Raw genomic sequence first — 17,202 nt, 5'->3', positions numbered from 1 at the left:
CCCATTCCGAACCCGGTAGCTAAGCTCCCCAGCGCTGATGGTACTGCACTCGCTAGGGTGTGGGAGAGTAAGACACCGCCGACACAATCCTTATGAGCGGGGCTGGTTGATCCGAGCAGGATCAACCAGCCCCGCTTTTTGGCGTCTCCGCTCGACAAGGTCGTTTCCGTGCTTGAGACTTGGTCGCCGGAGTCCGGGCGGAAGGGGCGCGGGAGTGGAAGAGAAAGACCTCCGATCGTTGCTGGAGAAGCTGACGGTGGAGGAGAAGGCCCGGTTGCTGACCGGCGCCGACTTCTGGACGTTGCACCCGATGCCGAAGATCGGCTTGCGCCGGCTGGTGCTGTCGGACGGCCCGAACGGGGTCCGGGGCACGACCTGGGACGAGCGCGACACCTCGCTGCTGCTCCCGGTCGCGTCGGGCCTGGCGGCGACCTGGGACCGGGCCGAGGTGCGGCGAGCCGGCGAGCTGTTCGGTGATGAGGCAGTCCGGCGCGGCGTGCACGTCGTGCTCGCACCCACGATCAACCTGCACCGGAGCCCGTTCGGCGGCAGGCACTTCGAGAACTTCTCCGAGGATCCGCTGCTGACCGGTGTGATCGGTGCGGAGATCGTCGCCGGCATCCAGTCGCGCGGTGTCGCGGCCACGCCCAAGCACTACGTCGGCAACGAGAGCGAGACCGAACGGCTCACCTACAACGCGGTGATCGACGAGTCGACGCTGCGGGACTGCTACTTGGCGCCGTTCCGGCGCATCGTCGACGAAGCGCGGCCCTGGGCGATGATGGCCGCCTACAACTCGGTCAACGGCCACACGATGACCGAGCATTCCGCCCTGGTCAACGACGTCCTCAAGGCCGAGTGGGGCTTCGACGGCGTGCTGGTCTCCGACTGGTTCGCCACCAGGTCCTGCGCCGGTGCTGCCAACGGGGGGCTGGATCTGGCGATGCCCGGCCCGAAGAGCCCGTGGGCGGATGGTGCGCTGGCGAAGGCGGTCGAGGACGGCGAGGTCGAGGAATCGGTCCTGGACGACAAGGTGCTGCGGTTGCTGCGCCTGGCGGACCGGGTGGGCGCCCTCGGCGAGGGCCAGACTGAGCAGAAGACCGCGGAAGCCCCGCCGGAGCAGGCGCGCGTCTCGATCCGGGAGCTGACGGCACGCGGATTCGTGCTGCTGCGCAACGACAACTCGCTGCTCCCGCTGGATCAGGAGGTCGCGAAGGTCGCGGTGATCGGCGAGAACGCGACCTTCCCCGCGGTGCAGGGCGGGGGTTCGTCGCACGTCAGCCCGCCGCACGTGGTGACTCCGCTGGACGGCATCCGCAGGGCCCTGCCGAACGCGGAGATCCACTACCAGCGCGGTGTGCGGCACCGGCGGTTGCTCGACCCGATCCCGCCCGAGCTGGTGCTCGATCCGCAGGGCGAGGGCAACGGTCTGCGCGTGGAGTACCTCGGGGAGAAGGACCAGGTGCTCGACGCGGAGCTGCGCGGTACCGAGCGCCTGATCTGGCAGTTCGGCGCGATGCCGGAGGGCACCAGGAAGCTCCGGATGAGCGGGAAGCTCACCGCCGAGGTCGGTGAGCACGTGTTCGGCGTGAACGGCACCGGGCACTTCCGCGTCGAGGTCTCGGGTCGCGAGGTGCTGTCCGCCGACGTCAAGACCAGCAGCGAGGTCGACGATCCGCTGGGCGACATGCTGGCGCCGCCGGAGCAGCGATTCAACGTCGTGCTGGTCGATTCAGACCTGGACGAGGCGGGTCGCGTTCGCCTCGCGGTGGAGTTCACTCCGCTGAAGGTCGACGCGGACCTGGTCTGCGTGGGTTTGGGTCACCGGCCGGAGCGCTGGGACGACGCGACCGAGTTGGAAGCGGCCTTGCGGGCGGCGCGGGACAGCGATGTCGCGGTGGTCGTGGTCGGCACCAACGACGAGGTCGAGACGGAGGGCCGGGACCGGAACTCGCTGGACCTGCCGGGACCGCAGGACGAGCTGGTGGCGAAGGTGATCGCGGCCAATCCGAACACCGTCGTGGTGGTCAACGCGGGTGGTCCCGTGCTGATGCCGTGGGCGACAGATGCGCATGCCGTGCTGTGGACGTGGTTCGGCGGTCAGGAGTACGGCGACGCGTTGGCCGACGTTCTGCTGGGAGCCGTGGAGCCGGGCGGCAGGCTGCCCACGACGTTGCCCGCCGCGCTCGCGGACGTGCCGGTGCCGCTGCCGGGCGTGCAGCCGGTCGACGGCGAGCTGAGCTACGAGGAGGGGCCGCTGATCGGCTACCGCGCCTACGCCGCTCGGGGCGTCACGCCGGGCTTCAGCTTCGGGCACGGGCTGGGCTACACGACGTGGTCGTACGACGAGGCGACGCTCGAAGGCGACGCGGTCACGGTGAAGCTGCGCAACACCGGTGACCGCGCCGGCCGCGAGGTCGTGCAGGTCTACACCGCGGATCCGTTGCGGCTGGCCGGTTTCGCGGTGGCCACGGCAGAACCCGGCGCCGAGGTGGAGGTGACGGTGGAGGTCGAACCGGGCGCAGAGGACGTGCGCGTGGGTCCGAGCTCCGGCGATCTCCGCCTCGACGCCGGGCGCTGACTCACTTCTTGGCGACGAACTTCTCAAGGTCGTCGAGCACCAGGTCAGCGGCGAGCGGACCCAGGCCCAGGTACCAGGTGTCGTCGGGCACCTCGGTGGCCTGGCCCGCGCGCACCGCGCCGAGGGTGGTCCACTGCACCGAGCCGGTCACCTCGTTCATCTGCTGGCGCGCGTTGTCGCCGTAGGCGGCGTAGAACAGCACGTCGCCGTCCGCCTGGGAGATCTGCTCACGGCTGAGCTTGGTGAAGGTCTTGTCGCCGAGCTGGTTGTCCGGGCGGTTGAAGCCTGCGTCGGCGAGGATGGTTCCGATGAACGATCCCTTGTTGTAGAGCCGGATGTCACCGGGGATGAACCGGAGCATGCTGACCTTGCGGCCACCGGCCTGCTTGCCGATCTCGGCGGCGCGGGCCTGGTAGTCGGCGAGGATCCGGTCGGCGTCCGCGCGCTTGCCGAGCGCGTCGGCGTCCAGCAGGAAGTTCTCCTTCCACGTCTTGCCCACGGTCTGGGCGAAGACGGTGGGGGCGATCTTGCTCAGCGCCTCGTAGTGCTCGTCGTCGCGGGTCTTGCTGGACAGGATCAGGTCCGGCTTCAGGGCGGCGATCTTCTCCAGGTTGGGGGAGCCGATGGTGCCGACGATCTCGGGGTTGCCCGCCTTCTCCGCCAGGTACGGCTGGAGCTGGGTGTTGGCGTCGGGCAGCACGGTCGCGACCGGCTTCACGCCGAGCGCCAGCACGGAGTCGAGTTCGCCGGTGTCGAGAACGACAACTCGCTGCGGTGCTCCGGGGATGGTGGTCTGGCCCTTGGCGTGCTGGACGACGCGGCTTTGGGCGGGAGCGGGCTGCTCGGGCGCGGGCGTGCCGCAACCGGCGATGCCCAGGGCGAACGCGGCGGACAACGCCGCGATGAGTCTGCGATGGCGCAGCATGAGGCACCCAATCTGTCGGAATCGTGCAAAAGTTTGGGTAGCCTAACCTCTCCGAATCGGGGTGACCAGAGGCGTGGCTTGTAATACTGATCATTAGCAGGATCAACTGTCAGCGGCTGCTTACAGGAATTCCTAGAGCATCACCAGGAACATGTGGGCCATCGCGGCCGAGAGCGCCAGCTCGACCAGCGAGCGCAGCCGCGGCGGTGGAGCGCGCACCAGGTCGGTGGCGGCGAACCCCGCGGCGAGCGCGCAGTAGGTCATCAGCGACCAGGCCAGCAGCGGGTACGCGAAACCCGGGGCCTGCGCCGCGATCGCGACGGAAGCGTGGTGGTGGCCCGCCGTGACCAGTGGCGCTCCGGTGACCCCGGACTGCTGCCCGGCGAACATGTAGACCATCGCCAGCGCTCCGATCGCGTGGTGTAGGTGCGAGCCGGCGCGCAGCCATGCCGCCCGAAATCCCAACCAGCAGGCGAGAACGAGGAAGGGAGCGGCGAGCAGCGGCGACGGCGTCAGGTGCATCGCGATCATGCCCAGGCCCATCATCAGCTGGGCGACGTCCACGTGGCAGGGGGGTTCGCGGTTGCGGTGGCCGATTCCGAGCCGCACCAGCGCTGTCACCGTCGCCGCGATGACCGCGCCGGTCATGACCTGCTCGAACATGGCCCTCCACCGTCGCCGAGCCGCGTGCGCGATCGATTGTTGGTGCCCCGGGATGTCCGCAGATACCGCCTTGCGGGCGGATTTCGGCGAACCGGTGGTGACCAGGAGTGGTTGAGTCCTCAGTGGACGGTCAAGGATGCGCTGCGGTGGACGGATTTCCCAGGGAAGTCGGTACCTGGTGGCGGCGTGCCCGAGCGGGTTCGCAAATGAAAGAAGACCCGCCGATGGGGCGGGTCTTCTTTCGCTGTGCGCCAACAGGGACTCGAACCCCGAACCCGCTGATTAAGAGTCAGCTGCTCTGCCAGTTGAGCTATTGGCGCCGGCCCCGGGTCTCCCCGGCAACGCGAAAAAGATTAGCACGCGCTTGGAACGGCCTGTGCAGCAGGTCCGACCGTGTTCGAGGTCATGTCGGCGCGATATTGAAAATAAAAAAGACCCGCCGAGGAGGCGGGCCTTTCTTTGCTGTGCGCCAACAGGGACTCGAACCCCGAACCCGCTGATTAAGAGTCAGCTGCTCTGCCAGTTGAGCTATTGGCGCTAGCGCGTCCCCCGGGGTTTCCGTTCGGTCTCCCTGGCGACGTCGAAAACATTAGCACGGGTCGTGCGCGCCCTTGGCGGGGGGTCTCCTCGAAGGCCGAGGGCAACCCCGGTGCCCCTCCGCACGTCTGCCGGACGTGCGTGGAGGGGGCTGATCTCAGGGCATATGACACTGAGTGTGGGCCTGGTCGCTGCACGCACGGTCGGGTGATTACGGCACACTGGTGTTCAGGCGCAGGTGTGGTTTGGGACGGGACGGATAGTTGCCAATGAGGAAAAGGCATAACCCGGTCGGGGCTCTCTCGCGGGTTAGTCGGCTGACGGCTGTGTCGGTCGTCGGGCTGGTGGGTTTGCTGGTCGCGGGGTGCAGCGGCGGCGGGGGAGTGGAGGCCGAGCAGGACCAGGGGCCGCCGGCCCCGGTGGTGCGGTTCGCGCAGCCGAACGGGGCCAAGGACGTGTCACCGGCCGCTCCGGTGACCGCGAACGTCAGCGACGGCCGGATCGTGAACGCGACGCTGACCAACTCCGACGGGAAGCAGGTGCCGGGGCAGGTGTCCCCGGACGGCGCGAGCTGGTCCGCCACGGAGAAGGCCGGTTACGGCAAGACCTACACGCTGGCGGTGACGGCTCAGGGCGAGGGCGGCCCGGCCATCACGCAGCAGTCGACCTTCAGCACGATCGACCCGAAGTCGCAGACCTACGTGTCGATGATCCCGCTGGACGGCGAGACCGTGGGGGTCGGCCAGCCGCTGGTGTTCCGCTTCAGCAGCAACGCACCCGCTCCGGACAAGCGGAAGGCGGAGGAGGCGATCAAGGTCGCCACCGAGCCGGCCGTCGAGGGCGCCTTCTACTGGTTCAACAGCCGCGAGGTGCACTGGCGGCCCAAGGACTACTGGCAGGCGGGCACCAAGGTCTCGATCGCGGTGGACGCCTACGGTCGCGAGTTCGGGCCGGGCCTGTGGGGCGAGGAGGACCGCAAGGCCACCATCACCATCGGCGACCGCGTGGTGCTCAAGGCCGACGGGGCGTCGCACCAGATGAGCGTGGAGAAGAACGGCCAGGTCATCCGGACGATGCCGGTGTCGCTGGGCAAGCCGGAGTTCCCCTCGAACAACGGCGTGCACGTCGTCACCGAGCACCACCGCAAGAAGGTGATGGACTCGACGACCTACGGGCTGCCGCTGGAGGCCGGTGGCTACCAGACGGAGGTCGAGTGGGCGGTCCGCATCTCCAACGGCGGTGAGTTCCTGCACGCGGCCCCGTGGTCGGTGGGCGACCAGGGGCACCGCAACGTCAGCCATGGCTGCATCAACATGAACAACGCCAACGCGGAGTGGATCTTCAACCTGCTCAAGAAGGGCGACGTGGTCGAGATCACCAACGCCGGCGGCCCCAACCTACGCTCCTGGGACGGCTTCGGGGACTGGCAGATCCCCTGGAACGAGTGGCAGAAGGGCAACAAGTAGGAAGAAACAGGACGAAGCGACTGCGTCGGCCGAACGACGCAGTCGCTTTCTCTTTGCCCCACCCGAGAAGCCGGCACCGCCGCTCAGGTTCCACCGCTGAGCAGGGTGACCACGGAGGCTCGTCAGCAGAACAAGACCGCGGACTCAGAAGAAGGCCGAGAAAAGAGAGAAGACCCGCTCCTGGAAAGGAACGGGTCTCCCGAAAGGGTGAGTGACGGGATTCGAACCCGCGACTCCTGGGACCACAACCCAGTGCTCTACCGACTGAGCTACACCCACCTCGGCCGCTCGGACCGGCCCCGTCGGGCCCCGTCCGGAGCAACGGAAACCATCCTAGCGTGTGCCCGCCACGGTATTTCCACCGCCTCCGGTTTTCGCGTCCGAGCAGCTCAGCGGGGCCTCAGGACTGCTCACGCGCTCGCGTGGTCCCGCTGACCCCTCCGGGGTCGCTGAGCAGTTCGGCGGCGACGGCCTGGGCCTGCTCGCTGCTCGGACCGGGATGCGGGACGAACGCGGTGCGCCGGTAGTACGCGAGCTCGCGGATGGACTCGCGGATGTCGGCCAGCGCGCGGTGGGCGAGGCCCTTCTCCGGCTGCGCGTAGTAGATGCGCGGGTACCAGCGTCGGCAGAGCTCCTTGATGGAGGAGACGTCGACCATCCGGTAGTGCAGGTGCGCGTCGAGCTGCGGCATGTCGCGCGCGATGAATCCGCGATCGGTGGCGATGGAGTTGCCCGCCAGCGGCGCGGACCGCACGTCGGGCACGTACTGCCGGATGTATTCCAGGACCTGATGCTCTGCTTCGGCGAGGGTCACCTGGGACGAGCGGACTTCCTCGGTGAGCCCCGAGCGGTCGTGCATGTCGCGCACGACCTCGGGCATGCCCGCGAGGGCGTCGTCGGCGGCGTGGATGACGATGTCCACGCCTTCGCCGAGGATGTTGAGGTCCGCGTCCGTGACCAGGGCGGCGATCTCGATCAACGCGTCCTTGCCGAGCTCCAGCCCGGTCATTTCGCAGTCGATCCACACTAGACGGTCATTCACTCGACGCAGCCTAACTCCCGCGACCGGTTGATCGCGGGAAGAGTGTCGGGATCGAAAGCTTCGGGGCTACTCGTCGAGGTGCGTCCGGAGTTCGCGGGGGACGACCTTGCCGGTGGCGTTGCGGGGGAGCTCGTCGAGGAAGATCACGTCGCGGGGGACGGCGAACTTCGACACCCGGCTGCGGACGTGGTCGCGCACCTGGTCGGCGTCCATGGAGCCCTTCTCGCGCGGGACGACGAACGCGGCCAGGCGCTGGCCGAAGTCGGCGTCGTCGACGCCGATGACGGCGGCTTCGGAGACCTCCGCGATGCCGGCGATGGCGTCCTCGGCTTCCTTGGGGTAGATGTTCTCGCCACCGGAGATGATCATGTCGTCCTCGCGGCCCGCGATGAACAACCGCCCGGAGTGGTCGAACCGTCCCAGGTCGCCGGTGGACATGAGCCCTTCGTGGCGTTCGCGGCTCTTGCCGTTGGTGTAGCCGTCGAACAGCATGTCGTTGCCGGCGAAGATGCGGCCGGTCTCACCGCGGCGGACGGGTTCGCCGTTGTCGTCGAGGATGCGCACTGTGGTGCCGCGCGGCGGCCGCCCGGCCGAGGACGGTGCGGCGCGCAGATCGGCGGGCGTGGCGATGCTCACCCAGGAGACCTCGGTGGACCCGTAGAGGTTGTAGAGGACCGGGCCGAAGGCGCGCTGGAACGTGGTGGCCAGGTCGCCGGGCAGCGCGGAGCCGCTGGCGGCCACGACGCGCAGCGACGAGGTGTCGAAGCGCTCGCGCTCCTCGGCGGGCAGGTCGAGCATCCGCTGGAGCATGACCGGAACGCCGAACATGCCGCCGACGCGGTGCCGCTGGATGGTGCGCAGCGTGTCGATCGCGTCGAACTTGCGGCGCAGCACCAAGGTGGCGCCGAGGACGGCGGAGAGCTGGAATCCGGCGATCCCCCAGGTGTGGAACAGGGGAGCGCTGATCAGCACGCGTTCGCCCGCTCGCAGCGGGATGCGGGAGAACACCGCGCCGGCCGGGTTCAGGCTCGGCGGGTCGGGGCGGCGGGCGCCCTTGGGCGTGCCGGTGGTGCCCGAGGTGAGCACGATCAACCGCGAGTGCCGCTTGGGCCGGGGCACCTGCTTGCCGGTGCCGGTGGCGATGAGGTGGTCGAGGGTGTTGTGCTCGGTGGGGCCGTCGGCCCAGCCGAGGACGACGTCGAGGTCGCCGGGCAGGTCCTGCAGGTGCCCGGTGAACTCCTCGTCGAGGACGAGCACGCTGACGTCCTGCTCGGCGAGCACGTCCGCGAGCTGGCGGGTGCTGAGCCCGACGTTGAGCAGCACCACGTCGACGCCGAGCTTGGCCGCGGCGACGATGACCTCGACGGGTCCGTGGTGGTTGCGGGTCAGCACGCCGATGCGGGTCTTGCCGGGCACGCGGTCGCGCAGCGCGGCGGCCAGGCGCGTGGTGCGGTTGGCGAGTTCGGCGTAGCTGAGCGCGCCGCGCTCGTCGATCACGGCGGGGCGATCGGGATGGCGGGCGGCGCCGACGGCGAAGCCGAGCGGCAGGGTGATGCCCCACCGCCGGTAGGCGAGCGCGATGCGCACCAGCTTGTCCGGCCTCATGGGCCGCACGACGCCTTGTTTGACCAGCACGAACAAGGTGTGCAGTGCCGGTGCGGCGTGGTTGGTCAGAAAGCTGGGCAGTCGCCGCAGAACGCTCACTCGGTCACCCCTCGTCCGTGAAACCTACTCGAGAGTAGATTGTGCCGTGAGTAATCCTCCCGGCCAAGTCCTCCGTGTCGAGTATCCCGGTTCCGCGATCGCGCGAGAGCCCAACGGCTCCCCTCCTGAAGGCCCTCGCCAGGCGCGCTGGCGAAAGTTAGACGGCGCGGCGGGGAAGGGGGGAGCCTCTCTCCCGCCGCGCCGACCCCCAGGGTCCTAGTCGACGTCGGCGGCGGTGACCACCGCGTCGCGCAGGGCCGCGCGCAAGCGGCCGACCTCCAGCGGTGAGAGCACCGCCGTCTCCCCAGGCGGCGCGACGATGACGACCCGGCCGTGGTTGACGAACACCGACATGTCTCGTCGCCGTCCGGCGACGTCGCGGCAACTGACGTGCCACTCCTGGTTGGACCCCACAGTCCCAGCCTCCCTGTGCCGATCCGCTTGGTGCGGTGAAGCCGCGCAGCGCGCGCTCCTGGTGGAGGGACGCACCGATCCGAGGGGCGTGACGGCGTTTCGCCGAAACAACGGGAAAGTGTGCGCGGTCACGGCCGGGTTCGCGGGCCCGAACGCAGCTCAGGGGCGACCCCCACAACCGGGAATCGCCCCTGAGCGAACGCTGTTAGCCGACGACACTCGTCCGGCCCAAGAAACCGTCAGACCGGGCGTACCTTCAGCCCGGCGGGCTCGGCGGAGAGCACGACCGCGCCTTCGAAGTCGGCGATCGGGAGCTCGTCGCGCACCAGGCGGTGCGGCGCGTCGGACGCCTCGATCCGGATCTTGCCGGTGCTGATCGACCGCTCGTCCTGCTCCTGGCCGCCGAACTGCACGCTGAGCTGGTCGCCGGTCACGGTGGCGGTCAGCCAGCCGCCGTCGATGACCTGCTCGGTGTCGTCGAAGGAGACGGTCAGCCGGCCTTCGGCGGGCTTGTCGCCGCGCACCGCGACGTGCGAGAGCGCGACGTCGCGCTTGCCGGACTCCTCGCCGGCCAGGGCGATGACATCCCGGCTGACCTCGTCACCCGGCTCGGTGCCGGGCTTGGGGGTCAGCACCGGTGCGCGCAGCTGCGCGGCGAGCCGGTAGGGCTGCCACGAACCGGCGCCGATCAGGTTGACCACGGCGCTGACCGCCACGTCGGCCAGCAACCGGTCGCTGCCCGGGGCGGGCGTGACCTCGATCGCGGGCACGTCGCGCCGGGCCAGCAGATCGCGCAGTGCCTTGGCGCGCTGACGGCTGTTGCGGTCAAAACCGCGGGTGATCGCCACCGTCCCCGATCCGGCGGCCGCGACGGCGGCCTCGGTCAGGTCCGCTAGCGGCGCCCAGATCTGCGCGGGGTCCTGTTCAGAACGCTGCCGGCGCGAGCGGGCGAAGCCTGGGGCATCGGTCGTGGTTTCCATCGCCCTCCACTTTAGTCGGCTGCGGAGGATGACCTTGCCTTCCGGTGGGGGCTTTCACGGTGTGAAATCGATCGCGGTCGCACTGCTCCATCGGGGTGGCTTTTCCCTCCGCTGGGCTCATCCGCTGCGGCATTCGTCGCATTCTTGCGGTTCTTGGAAGCCGGGGGTTGGGATGACCGATCTTCACCTGCCGGGTGAGCGCACGGGCCCGGCCCGCTGGCGGCTGGTGCGCTGGCTGGCCTCCGACGGGAGCGGGGTCCGAGCGGGGCAGCCGCTGGCCGAGCTGCGTCCCGCGGAGGCCGACGGCGCCGCGATCCGGGTGTCGGCGCTGGCAACGGGAACCCTGTGGCACCAGGTGAAGCGGGGCGAAGTGCTCCACGTCGGCCAGGTGATCGGGTTGATCGAGTGAACCGCGCGGACCGGGGGCTTGCCCTGGGTTGTTAGGTTGGTGGCAGTGACGCGGGGTGCCCTGCCAGGGCTGAGAACAGACCCGTTGAACCTGACCTAGCTCGTACTAGCGGAGGGACGTCATGGCTCCCAATGTGCTGACCATCGCCGGGACCGACCCCAGCGGTGGCGCCGGTATCCAGGCAGATCTCAAGGCGTTCTCGGCCAACGGCGCCTACGGCATGTCGGTGATCACCGCGCTGGTCGCGCAGACCACCACCGGGGTGAGCCGGGTGCAGGAGGTCCCGCCGGACTTCATCACCGACCAGCTGGTGACGCTGCTCGACGACGTCCGGGTGGACGCCGTCAAGATCGGCATGCTCGCCAACGCCGAGGTCATCCGCGCGGTCACGGCCGTGCTGGAGCGCTACTCGCCTCGGTTCGTCGTGCTCGATCCGGTCATGGTCGCCAAGAGCGGTGACCGGCTCCTCGCGCCGGAGGCCGTCGGTGCGCTGCGCGATGAGCTGCTGCCGAGGGTGGACCTGATCACGCCGAACCTGCCGGAGGCGGCCGACCTGCTCGGCGAAGCCGAGATCGGCGGTCCCGATGAGATGCCCGCGCAGGCCGAGCGGCTGGCCGCGCTCGGCGCCAAGCAGGTGCTGCTCAAGGGCGGGCACCTCAGCGGCGAGTCGAGCGTCGACCTGCTCTACGGCGACGGGCTGGCGGAGTTCCTCAGCAGCGAGCGGGTGGCCACCACCAACGATCACGGCACCGGGTGCACGCTCTCGGCGGCGATCGCGGCGCTGCGCCCGCAGCGCGCGGACTGGCTGTCGGCCGTCCGCGAGGCCAAGCAGTACCTCACCGAGGCCCTGCGCGCCTCGGAGCGCCTGGACGTCGGCCGCGGCCACGGTCCGGTGCACCACTTCCACCACTGGTGGTGAGCGGCAGAGGGCAGTTCTGGTCCGAACAGTCCGAGCTTCGATCATGAACGGTTCGGACCAGAACCGCCCGCCGCTGCGCCACCGAATTCGCGATTCCGACTTCTGTGAGGGGTTCTCATGAGCACGTTGCCCGCTCCGCCCGCCGGAGGGTTCTGCGCCCAGGCGTGGGAGCGCACCGCCGGATTGCAGCAGGCGATCGTGGACCACCCGTTCAACAAGGCGCTGGCGGACGGCAGCCTGGAACGGGACGTCTTCGCCTTCTACATCGTTCAGGACGCGCGATACCTGGTCGGCTTCGCGCAGGCGCTGTCAGCCGCGGCGACCAGGGCCGATGACGCCGCCGACGCGGCGTTCCTCGCCGGGGCCGCGCAGGGCGCGCTGGTGGAGGAGCGGCGGCTGCACGCCGGTTACGTCGCCGAGTTCGGCCTGACCGACGAGGAGATCTCCGGTGTGGACACCTCGCCGTCGTGCCTGGCTTACACGTCCTACCTGCGCTCCTGCGCGCTGACCGAGTCGTACCCGGTGCTGCTGGCCGCGATCCTGCCGTGCTTCTGGGTGTACCAGTACGTCGGCAGCAAGATCCTCGACGCCACCGGCGACATCGAGGGTCACCCCTACAAGGCGTGGATCACCACCTACGCAGACGACGAGTTCGCCGAGGCCGTGCTGGCCGCCCGGGAGCTGGTCGACAAGGTCGCGGCGCGCTCGGACGACGCGACGCGCGAGCAGATGTTCGCCGCGTTCACCCGGGCGACCGAGTACGAGTGGGTGTTCTGGAACGGCGCGTGGGTCAAGGAAACCTGGCCCACCGCGAAATTCCTTGCGTGACAAGGGTTTCGCGTTTCGAGAACACCGATGACGGCTCGCCGGTAGTGGCGGGCCGTCATCCGTTTCGGGCTGCACCACAGCGTGATTCATCATGTGATGCGTGACACAATCTTGTGGTGTTAACGAAGTGGCTCGCACAACGACATGCTGGGCGAGCCCCCTGTCCTAGCAGGGCGTTTGTGAGTGGCGGAATCTTCCGCGGGCGTGGATGGAGTTCTGGGGCAATGTCTTCACTTCTGATCGTTTTTCTCGGGATGTCGATCCCGATCCTGGCCGCCGCGCCGTTCTACATCGCTGACCGTCGCGGGGACGGTCGCGAGACCCCCGAGTCCGCGCAGCTGCTTCCCGGCATCGAGGCGCCCCAGATCTGGCCGCAGTCGGCGGTCGAGCCCGAGGTCCCGGAGTGCGAGATCCCCGAGTCGCGCACCCCGGAGGAGACCAACGCGCTCGCCGACACCGTGCGAATCGAGCAGGACCGGGTCCCTCAGCCGTAAATCGCCTTCGCCAGCGCCGCCTTGCGCTGCTGCAACTCGCGCAGCGCGGCGGAGCTGAAGCCACCGGCGCTGGGGCTCGACGGAATCTGCAGGCCCTCGCTCAGCTCCCAGCCGGAACCGCGGTCGATCAACGACCGGTGCTTGTTGGTGTAGTACCCCGAGTTGATCGACACCGCGACCCCGCTCGCGCCCGCGGCTGCGGCCATCAGGTGCAGGTGGAACCGCGTCGACAGCCACCGCTGGCCGGGCTTGGCGGGCAGTCCGTCGCGCATGATCTCGTCGAACGCGTGGAACCGGGCGCCCGGCAGATCGTGCTCGACCAGCGAGAACACCTCGCGGTCAGCGCGCGGGATGCCCTCCACGAAGGCCACCTGCTCCGGCTCGACCCGCCACTCGCGCAGCGTGTCCAGCAGGAACCCGGCCAGCGCGGGCACCGACTCGTCGAGCAGATCCGACTGCATGCACACCACGACGTCGCGGAGATCGTCGTCGTCGGTGCGGAAGAGCCCGGGTTCGACGCCGAAGAACATGTCGTCACCGGTGACCGACGGTTCGATCAGCAGCGATGCCGACGGCTCGTCGCGGACGTCGACGACCTCGAACTGCTCGGCGAGGCTGCGCAGCAGCGGCTCGGCGCCCTCGGCGATCGGCGACAGGCCCTGCCCGGTCATCACCGCCCGGCCGCCGGAGCGGTGCGCGGCGGCCGCGGTGGCCGCGAGCAGGCCGATGTGGCGCGGCCAGATGCCGTTGATGAAGCCGCCGCCGATCACGTGGAACAGGTCCATCTGCGAGGCGAGGTCGATGCCGGAGACCCAGCGCGGCGCCAGCCCGGGGTTGTGGATCGCGTGCTGCACGAAGGCCGCGACCGACCACGGCTCGTCGTCGGGCGCCTCCCAGCACAAGCGCCAGAAGGTGTCGGTGAACTTGACGTTCGGGTGCAGGTGGGAGAGCAGCACGGAGCTGGGCCCGGGGTTGGGGGAGTCCAGCCAGACCTCGCTTTGGGGAGCCACCTTCGCCAGGTGCTTGAGCCAGGCCGCGGCGATCAGCTCGTCGCCGTAGTTGGGGTGGCCCGTCGTGGCGACGAGGTAGATCCGGGGCGGGTTCTTCACCGGGGAGACTCCAGCCGTAGGTTGCCAGGTTCGCCTTCGAACCTAGCAACCGGCAAAATGCCCGTACCAATGTCGCACCGCACGGGCCGGACGGCCGCGGTCAGCCGGCGTTGGTGATCTCCGCGCGGATGCGCTCCAGGCGCCGCTTGGTGCGGTTGAACCTGGCCCGGTAGCGGGCGTCGAAGATGTCGGTCGGCAGCTCCGGCATCTCCATCGGCTCCGGTTCGCGAGGCCTCGGCGCGGTCGCCTCGATCTTCACAGGCTGCGTGGCCTCGCCGTCACCTTCGCGGTCGGTCTTCTCGTCCGAGCCGCTCGCCTCCGGTGTGGTGGCGGAGTTCTCCGGGGCTGACGTCGCCCCCAGCGCGTGCTTGCCGTGCGGAGCGGTCGGCTTCGATTCGGTCGCCTTGCGCTGCGCCCGGTGGAGCAGCGGCCAGAACACCAGGGTGGCCACCGCGAGGCCGCAGACGAACATCAGCACCAGCATTTCCACGAGTCGCCTCCCTGATCAGTTCTGCCGCGCACTGGGAGCCTGCGGCGCTCCGTTGTTGGTGTGCTGCTGCTCGATGGGGATCGTGTAGGTCTGCACGTCGTCGCGCTGCTCGGGCAGCGTGACCTCCTGCAACCGGCTCTCTTCCGGCTCGACCGGGCCGTCGGGTTCCGGCGTCGTGGCGGTGTCGGTTTGGGCGCGCATGTTCGCGGCCGACTCGTCGAGCACCTGCTTGGCGTGGTCCATCGCCGCGAGCACCGAGGCCCGGAGCTCTTCCAGCCGCTGCCGCTCGACGCGGATCTCCTCCAGCGCCTCCAGCCGCATCTGCTCGGACTCGGCGTCCCACTGGCCGCACTGCCTGCGGGTTTCGGAGATCAGCGCGTCGGATTCCTCCTGCGCGTTGGCGATGACCCGCTTGTACTCGTTGCGGATCTCCTGGCGCAGCCGGTACTCGCGGCTGCGCTGCTCGCTGATCTTCTGCTCGTGCTCGCGCTGCAGCTTCGCGCGCCGGGACTCGACGTCGTTGACGAGGTCGGTGCACTCCTCGCGGAGTTCGTCGGCGGCGTGCTCGGCCTCGCTGATCAGCGCTCGTGCCTCGGTCTCCGCGGTGCCGCGGATGATCTCGGCCTGCCGCTTGGACTGATCGCGCAGGGTCTGCACCTCGTCCTCGGCGATCGCGAGCATGTTCTGCACCCGCTGGGAGGCGGCGGGCAGGCCCGTGTCGGAGGACTCGATGCTCTTGAGCCGCTGTTCGGATCGGTCCAGGCTCCTGCGGGTGTCGTCGCAGAGCGTGCGCAGGTCGTTGTTCAGCCGGACCGCTTCGTTGCGGTCGATGGTGACCATGCGCAGCTGATCTTCCAGGAGCTCGATGTGCTCGACGACCTGGTTGCGGCTGAAGCCGCGGACCTGGATGTCGAAACCCGGCCGGAGCGGCACGACTGCGTCGGCGTCATCCATGGGTGATCTCCTCTCCGGACGGTAGGCCCAATTCGCTAAATCGGAGAGTAGGGCGGATGTTCGGGCAACGCCCAGCGAGACACAACGACCGTCACCGGATCAGGTGTTGATCAATCGTGTGGTCCTGCTGCCACGTCCGAGGATGCTGACACGCATCTGTCCACTGTGCACGTCGTCGGAGGACGCCGATTCGTCCGGTCGGTCCGATCAGTGCCGATCTCCGGGCGATGGCTTGTCTCCCGGCGGAGTGATTAGGTTAGGCTCCGCTTACCAATTGTCTTGGGAGGGAGCGCGGCGTGTCTCACGGAGCCGACCTGGTCGGGCGACAGCACCAACGGGCCTCGGTGCTGTTGCGGCGTTGGCTGGCCGAGACCCACACGTCGGTCGCCGAAGGTCCGCTCCGGCTGACCATCGCATCCTTGTCGCTGCACGTCGACGTCGTCTACGACTCGCCGACCGGTGCGCACGGGTTCGGCTCGATCGGCGTGCTGGACAAGGCCGGGCGGACGCTGGTCTCGGCCGACCCGGCGCTGCTGGCCGCCGCGTGCTCGGCCGACGCGCGGGCGCGCTCGCGGGCGGACGCGCCGATCAACGCGCCGGAGTCGGGAACGCTGGTCGACTGGCTGCTGGACGCGCTGCCGCGTCGCGAGGTCGATCCGCTGCCGCTGCCCGACGACCTGGTGACCGTCGGCCGCTCGCTGTCCAACGCCGCCGAGGCGCAGCGCTGGCTGACCAGGCACATCGAGGAGCGGCTGCTGCCCGGAGTGCTCGCCTCCGACGGCCGGGACCGAGCGGAGCTGACCGCGCGCCTGATCAGCCGTGGCGTGCTGGTGGTCGTCGGCCTGCTGGGCCGGCGCGGCGTGGTGCACGAGGAGTACATGCTCGCCGAGCTCGCCAAGCGGCTCGGTGCGATCGCCGAGCAGCACCCGCAGACCGCGGACCTGATCGACCACTGGCTGACCAGCCCGACCCTGACCGATCTCGCCGCGCTCAACGGCTCGCAGCTGCGCTACCGGGGCGACACCGGTGCCGTGCGGGTGCGGCCGGTCGCTTTCGAGGTCGGCAACCCGCTGCGCCTGGAGCCGCCGGCGGAGGTGCCCGGAGTGCCGCTGCCGGAGCTCGGCGACGGCTGGAGGCTGCGGCCGGTGACCATCACCGGCGAGGACGGCGGCCCGGACGTCGAGCTGGTGCACCGCTGGATGAACCGCGAGCACGTCGCGGTCAACTGGAACCAGGACTGGCCGCTCAAGCGGTGGCGCGACGAGATCGCGACGCAGCTGGCGGGGGAGCACTCGGTGCCGTGCGTCGTGTCGCGCGACGGCCGCGACGTCGGTTACCTGGAGCTCTACCGCGTGCAGCGGGACAAGCTGGCCCTCTGCTACTCGCACGCGCCGCACGACCTGGGTGCGCACATCGCCATCGGCGAGCCGGACGCGATCGGCAAGGGCGTGGGTTCCGCGCTGCTGGAGGCCGTCGCCCGAGGGCTGCTGGCGGCGGACCCGGCGTGCCGCAGCGTCGTCGCCGAGCCGAATGTCCACAATGGAGCTTCGGTGGGTGCGTTCGGCAAGGCCGGCTTCGTCCAGGCGGCCGAGGTCGGTTTGCCGAACAAGAACTCCGCGCTGATGGTGTTCCCACGTCCAGGTGAGTAGTCCCACGTCAGGTGGTCTGGCGTGCGGCTGTACTCCCG

At 69.3% G+C, this 17,202-nt stretch carries 16 protein-coding genes, 3 tRNA genes and 1 riboswitch; of the genes, 7 read left to right on the top strand and 12 right to left on the bottom strand.

Features of this window, described 5'->3' with window-relative positions; translation table 11 throughout:
• Positions 1 to 214 precede the first annotated feature (214 nt).
• Entirely contained in the window at positions 215 to 2,581 is a 2,367-nt protein-coding gene (locus AB0J78_RS29540) for a glycoside hydrolase family 3 C-terminal domain-containing protein (protein ID WP_363794651.1), read from the top strand.
• A gap of 1 nt (position 2,582) precedes the next feature.
• On the opposite strand, the gene AB0J78_RS29535 is transcribed toward AB0J78_RS29540, so the two are convergent.
• The 4 genes from AB0J78_RS29535 to AB0J78_RS29520 all read right to left on the bottom strand — a co-directional run bounded on the left by AB0J78_RS29535 (position 2,583) and on the right by AB0J78_RS29520 (position 4,707).
• The gene (locus tag AB0J78_RS29535) at positions 2,583 to 3,506 is read right to left on the bottom strand and encodes an iron-siderophore ABC transporter substrate-binding protein (protein WP_363794649.1); all 924 of its coding nucleotides are present in this window, start codon (positions 3,504 to 3,506) and stop codon (positions 2,583 to 2,585) included.
• Between the two features lie 132 nt (positions 3,507 to 3,638).
• On the bottom strand, positions 3,639 to 4,169 hold the full coding sequence (locus AB0J78_RS29530) for a DUF5134 domain-containing protein (RefSeq protein ID WP_363794647.1): 531 nt from the start codon (positions 4,167 to 4,169) through the stop codon (positions 3,639 to 3,641).
• A 247-nt stretch (positions 4,170 to 4,416) separates the two neighbouring features.
• A tRNA-Lys gene (locus tag AB0J78_RS29525) sits at positions 4,417 to 4,489 on the bottom strand.
• A gap of 145 nt (positions 4,490 to 4,634) precedes the next feature.
• Positions 4,635 to 4,707, bottom strand: a tRNA-Lys gene (locus tag AB0J78_RS29520).
• A gap of 325 nt (positions 4,708 to 5,032) precedes the next feature.
• Between AB0J78_RS29520 and AB0J78_RS29515 the strand changes: the two genes are divergently transcribed.
• The gene (locus tag AB0J78_RS29515; protein WP_363794645.1) at positions 5,033 to 6,172 is read left to right on the top strand and encodes an Ig-like domain-containing protein; all 1,140 of its coding nucleotides are present in this window, start codon (positions 5,033 to 5,035) and stop codon (positions 6,170 to 6,172) included.
• 206 nt (positions 6,173 to 6,378) lie between these two features.
• On the opposite strand, the gene AB0J78_RS29510 is transcribed toward AB0J78_RS29515, so the two are convergent.
• The 5 genes from AB0J78_RS29510 to AB0J78_RS29490 form a co-directional block, all read right to left on the bottom strand.
• Positions 6,379 to 6,451 (bottom strand) — tRNA-His (locus tag AB0J78_RS29510).
• Between the two features lie 121 nt (positions 6,452 to 6,572).
• Complete coding sequence (gene orn, locus AB0J78_RS29505) at positions 6,573 to 7,214, bottom strand: oligoribonuclease (protein ID WP_363794643.1); 642 nt, start codon at positions 7,212 to 7,214, stop codon at positions 6,573 to 6,575.
• A 66-nt stretch (positions 7,215 to 7,280) separates the two neighbouring features.
• Positions 7,281 to 8,918: an AMP-binding protein gene (locus AB0J78_RS29500; protein ID WP_363794641.1), complete on the bottom strand. Its 1,638-nt coding sequence runs from the start codon at positions 8,916 to 8,918 to the stop codon at positions 7,281 to 7,283.
• Between the two features lie 216 nt (positions 8,919 to 9,134).
• The gene (locus AB0J78_RS29495) at positions 9,135 to 9,332 is read right to left on the bottom strand and encodes a hypothetical protein (RefSeq protein WP_363794639.1); all 198 of its coding nucleotides are present in this window, start codon (positions 9,330 to 9,332) and stop codon (positions 9,135 to 9,137) included.
• 239 nt (positions 9,333 to 9,571) lie between these two features.
• Positions 9,572 to 10,312, bottom strand: a complete 741-nt coding sequence (locus AB0J78_RS29490) for a hypothetical protein (protein WP_363794637.1) — start codon at positions 10,310 to 10,312, stop codon at positions 9,572 to 9,574.
• 172 nt (positions 10,313 to 10,484) lie between these two features.
• Here AB0J78_RS29490 and AB0J78_RS29485 point away from each other — a divergent pair, with 172 nt between their 5' ends.
• The 4 genes from AB0J78_RS29485 to AB0J78_RS29470 all read left to right on the top strand — a co-directional run bounded on the left by AB0J78_RS29485 (position 10,485) and on the right by AB0J78_RS29470 (position 12,962).
• A complete protein-coding gene (locus AB0J78_RS29485; RefSeq protein ID WP_363794635.1) occupies positions 10,485 to 10,721 on the top strand; it encodes a biotin/lipoyl-containing protein in 237 nt (78 codons plus the stop codon).
• Positions 10,722 to 10,762: 41 nt separating this feature from the next.
• A riboswitch (TPP riboswitch) is annotated at positions 10,763 to 10,855 on the top strand.
• Complete coding sequence (gene thiD / locus AB0J78_RS29480; protein WP_363794633.1) at positions 10,843 to 11,640, top strand: bifunctional hydroxymethylpyrimidine kinase/phosphomethylpyrimidine kinase; 798 nt, start codon at positions 10,843 to 10,845, stop codon at positions 11,638 to 11,640. It overlaps the preceding riboswitch by 13 nt.
• A 117-nt stretch (positions 11,641 to 11,757) precedes the next feature.
• Entirely contained in the window at positions 11,758 to 12,468 is a 711-nt protein-coding gene (gene tenA / locus AB0J78_RS29475) for a thiaminase II (RefSeq protein ID WP_363794631.1), read from the top strand.
• 224 nt (positions 12,469 to 12,692) lie between these two features.
• Positions 12,693 to 12,962 (top strand): hypothetical protein, encoded by a 270-nt coding sequence (locus AB0J78_RS29470; RefSeq protein WP_363794629.1) that lies wholly within the window; start codon positions 12,693 to 12,695, stop codon positions 12,960 to 12,962.
• Here AB0J78_RS29470 and AB0J78_RS29465 read toward each other — a convergent pair.
• The 3 genes from AB0J78_RS29465 to AB0J78_RS29455 form a co-directional block, all read right to left on the bottom strand.
• Entirely contained in the window at positions 12,953 to 14,071 is a 1,119-nt protein-coding gene (locus AB0J78_RS29465; protein WP_363794627.1) for a polysaccharide pyruvyl transferase family protein, read from the bottom strand. The two genes, AB0J78_RS29470 and AB0J78_RS29465, sit on opposite strands and share 10 nt — an antisense overlap.
• 100 nt (positions 14,072 to 14,171) lie before the next feature.
• Complete coding sequence (locus AB0J78_RS29460; RefSeq protein ID WP_363794662.1) at positions 14,172 to 14,555, bottom strand: hypothetical protein; 384 nt, start codon at positions 14,553 to 14,555, stop codon at positions 14,172 to 14,174.
• A gap of 21 nt (positions 14,556 to 14,576) precedes the next feature.
• A complete protein-coding gene (locus AB0J78_RS29455) occupies positions 14,577 to 15,515 on the bottom strand; it encodes a hypothetical protein (RefSeq protein WP_363794625.1) in 939 nt (312 codons plus the stop codon).
• A gap of 296 nt (positions 15,516 to 15,811) precedes the next feature.
• Here AB0J78_RS29455 and AB0J78_RS29450 point away from each other — a divergent pair, with 296 nt between their 5' ends.
• The gene (locus AB0J78_RS29450; RefSeq protein ID WP_363794623.1) at positions 15,812 to 17,164 is read left to right on the top strand and encodes a GNAT family N-acetyltransferase; all 1,353 of its coding nucleotides are present in this window, start codon (positions 15,812 to 15,814) and stop codon (positions 17,162 to 17,164) included.
• Positions 17,165 to 17,202: the final 38 nt, after the last annotated feature.

It is taken from the genome of Saccharopolyspora sp. NPDC049426, from assembly GCF_040676935.1.
Lineage (GTDB): Bacteria > Actinomycetota > Actinomycetes > Mycobacteriales > Pseudonocardiaceae > Saccharopolyspora.
This window is presented reverse-complemented; position numbering and strand designations above follow the sequence as displayed.

Coding starts and splice junctions, on each gene's coding strand:
- AB0J78_RS29535 (WP_363794649.1), bottom strand. CDS start 3,506: ATGCTGCGCCATCGCAGACTCATCGCGGCGTTGTCCGCCGCGTTCGCC.
- AB0J78_RS29530 (WP_363794647.1), bottom strand. CDS start 4,169: ATGTTCGAGCAGGTCATGACCGGCGCGGTCATCGCGGCGACGGTGACA.
- AB0J78_RS29490 (WP_363794637.1), bottom strand. CDS start 10,312: ATGGAAACCACGACCGATGCCCCAGGCTTCGCCCGCTCGCGCCGGCAG.
- AB0J78_RS29485 (WP_363794635.1), top strand. CDS start 10,485: ATGACCGATCTTCACCTGCCGGGTGAGCGCACGGGCCCGGCCCGCTGG.
- thiD (WP_363794633.1), top strand. CDS start 10,843: ATGGCTCCCAATGTGCTGACCATCGCCGGGACCGACCCCAGCGGTGGC.
- tenA (WP_363794631.1), top strand. CDS start 11,758: ATGAGCACGTTGCCCGCTCCGCCCGCCGGAGGGTTCTGCGCCCAGGCG.
- AB0J78_RS29470 (WP_363794629.1), top strand. CDS start 12,693: ATGTCTTCACTTCTGATCGTTTTTCTCGGGATGTCGATCCCGATCCTG.
- AB0J78_RS29460 (WP_363794662.1), bottom strand. CDS start 14,555: ATGCTGGTGCTGATGTTCGTCTGCGGCCTCGCGGTGGCCACCCTGGTG.
- AB0J78_RS29455 (WP_363794625.1), bottom strand. CDS start 15,515: ATGGATGACGCCGACGCAGTCGTGCCGCTCCGGCCGGGTTTCGACATC.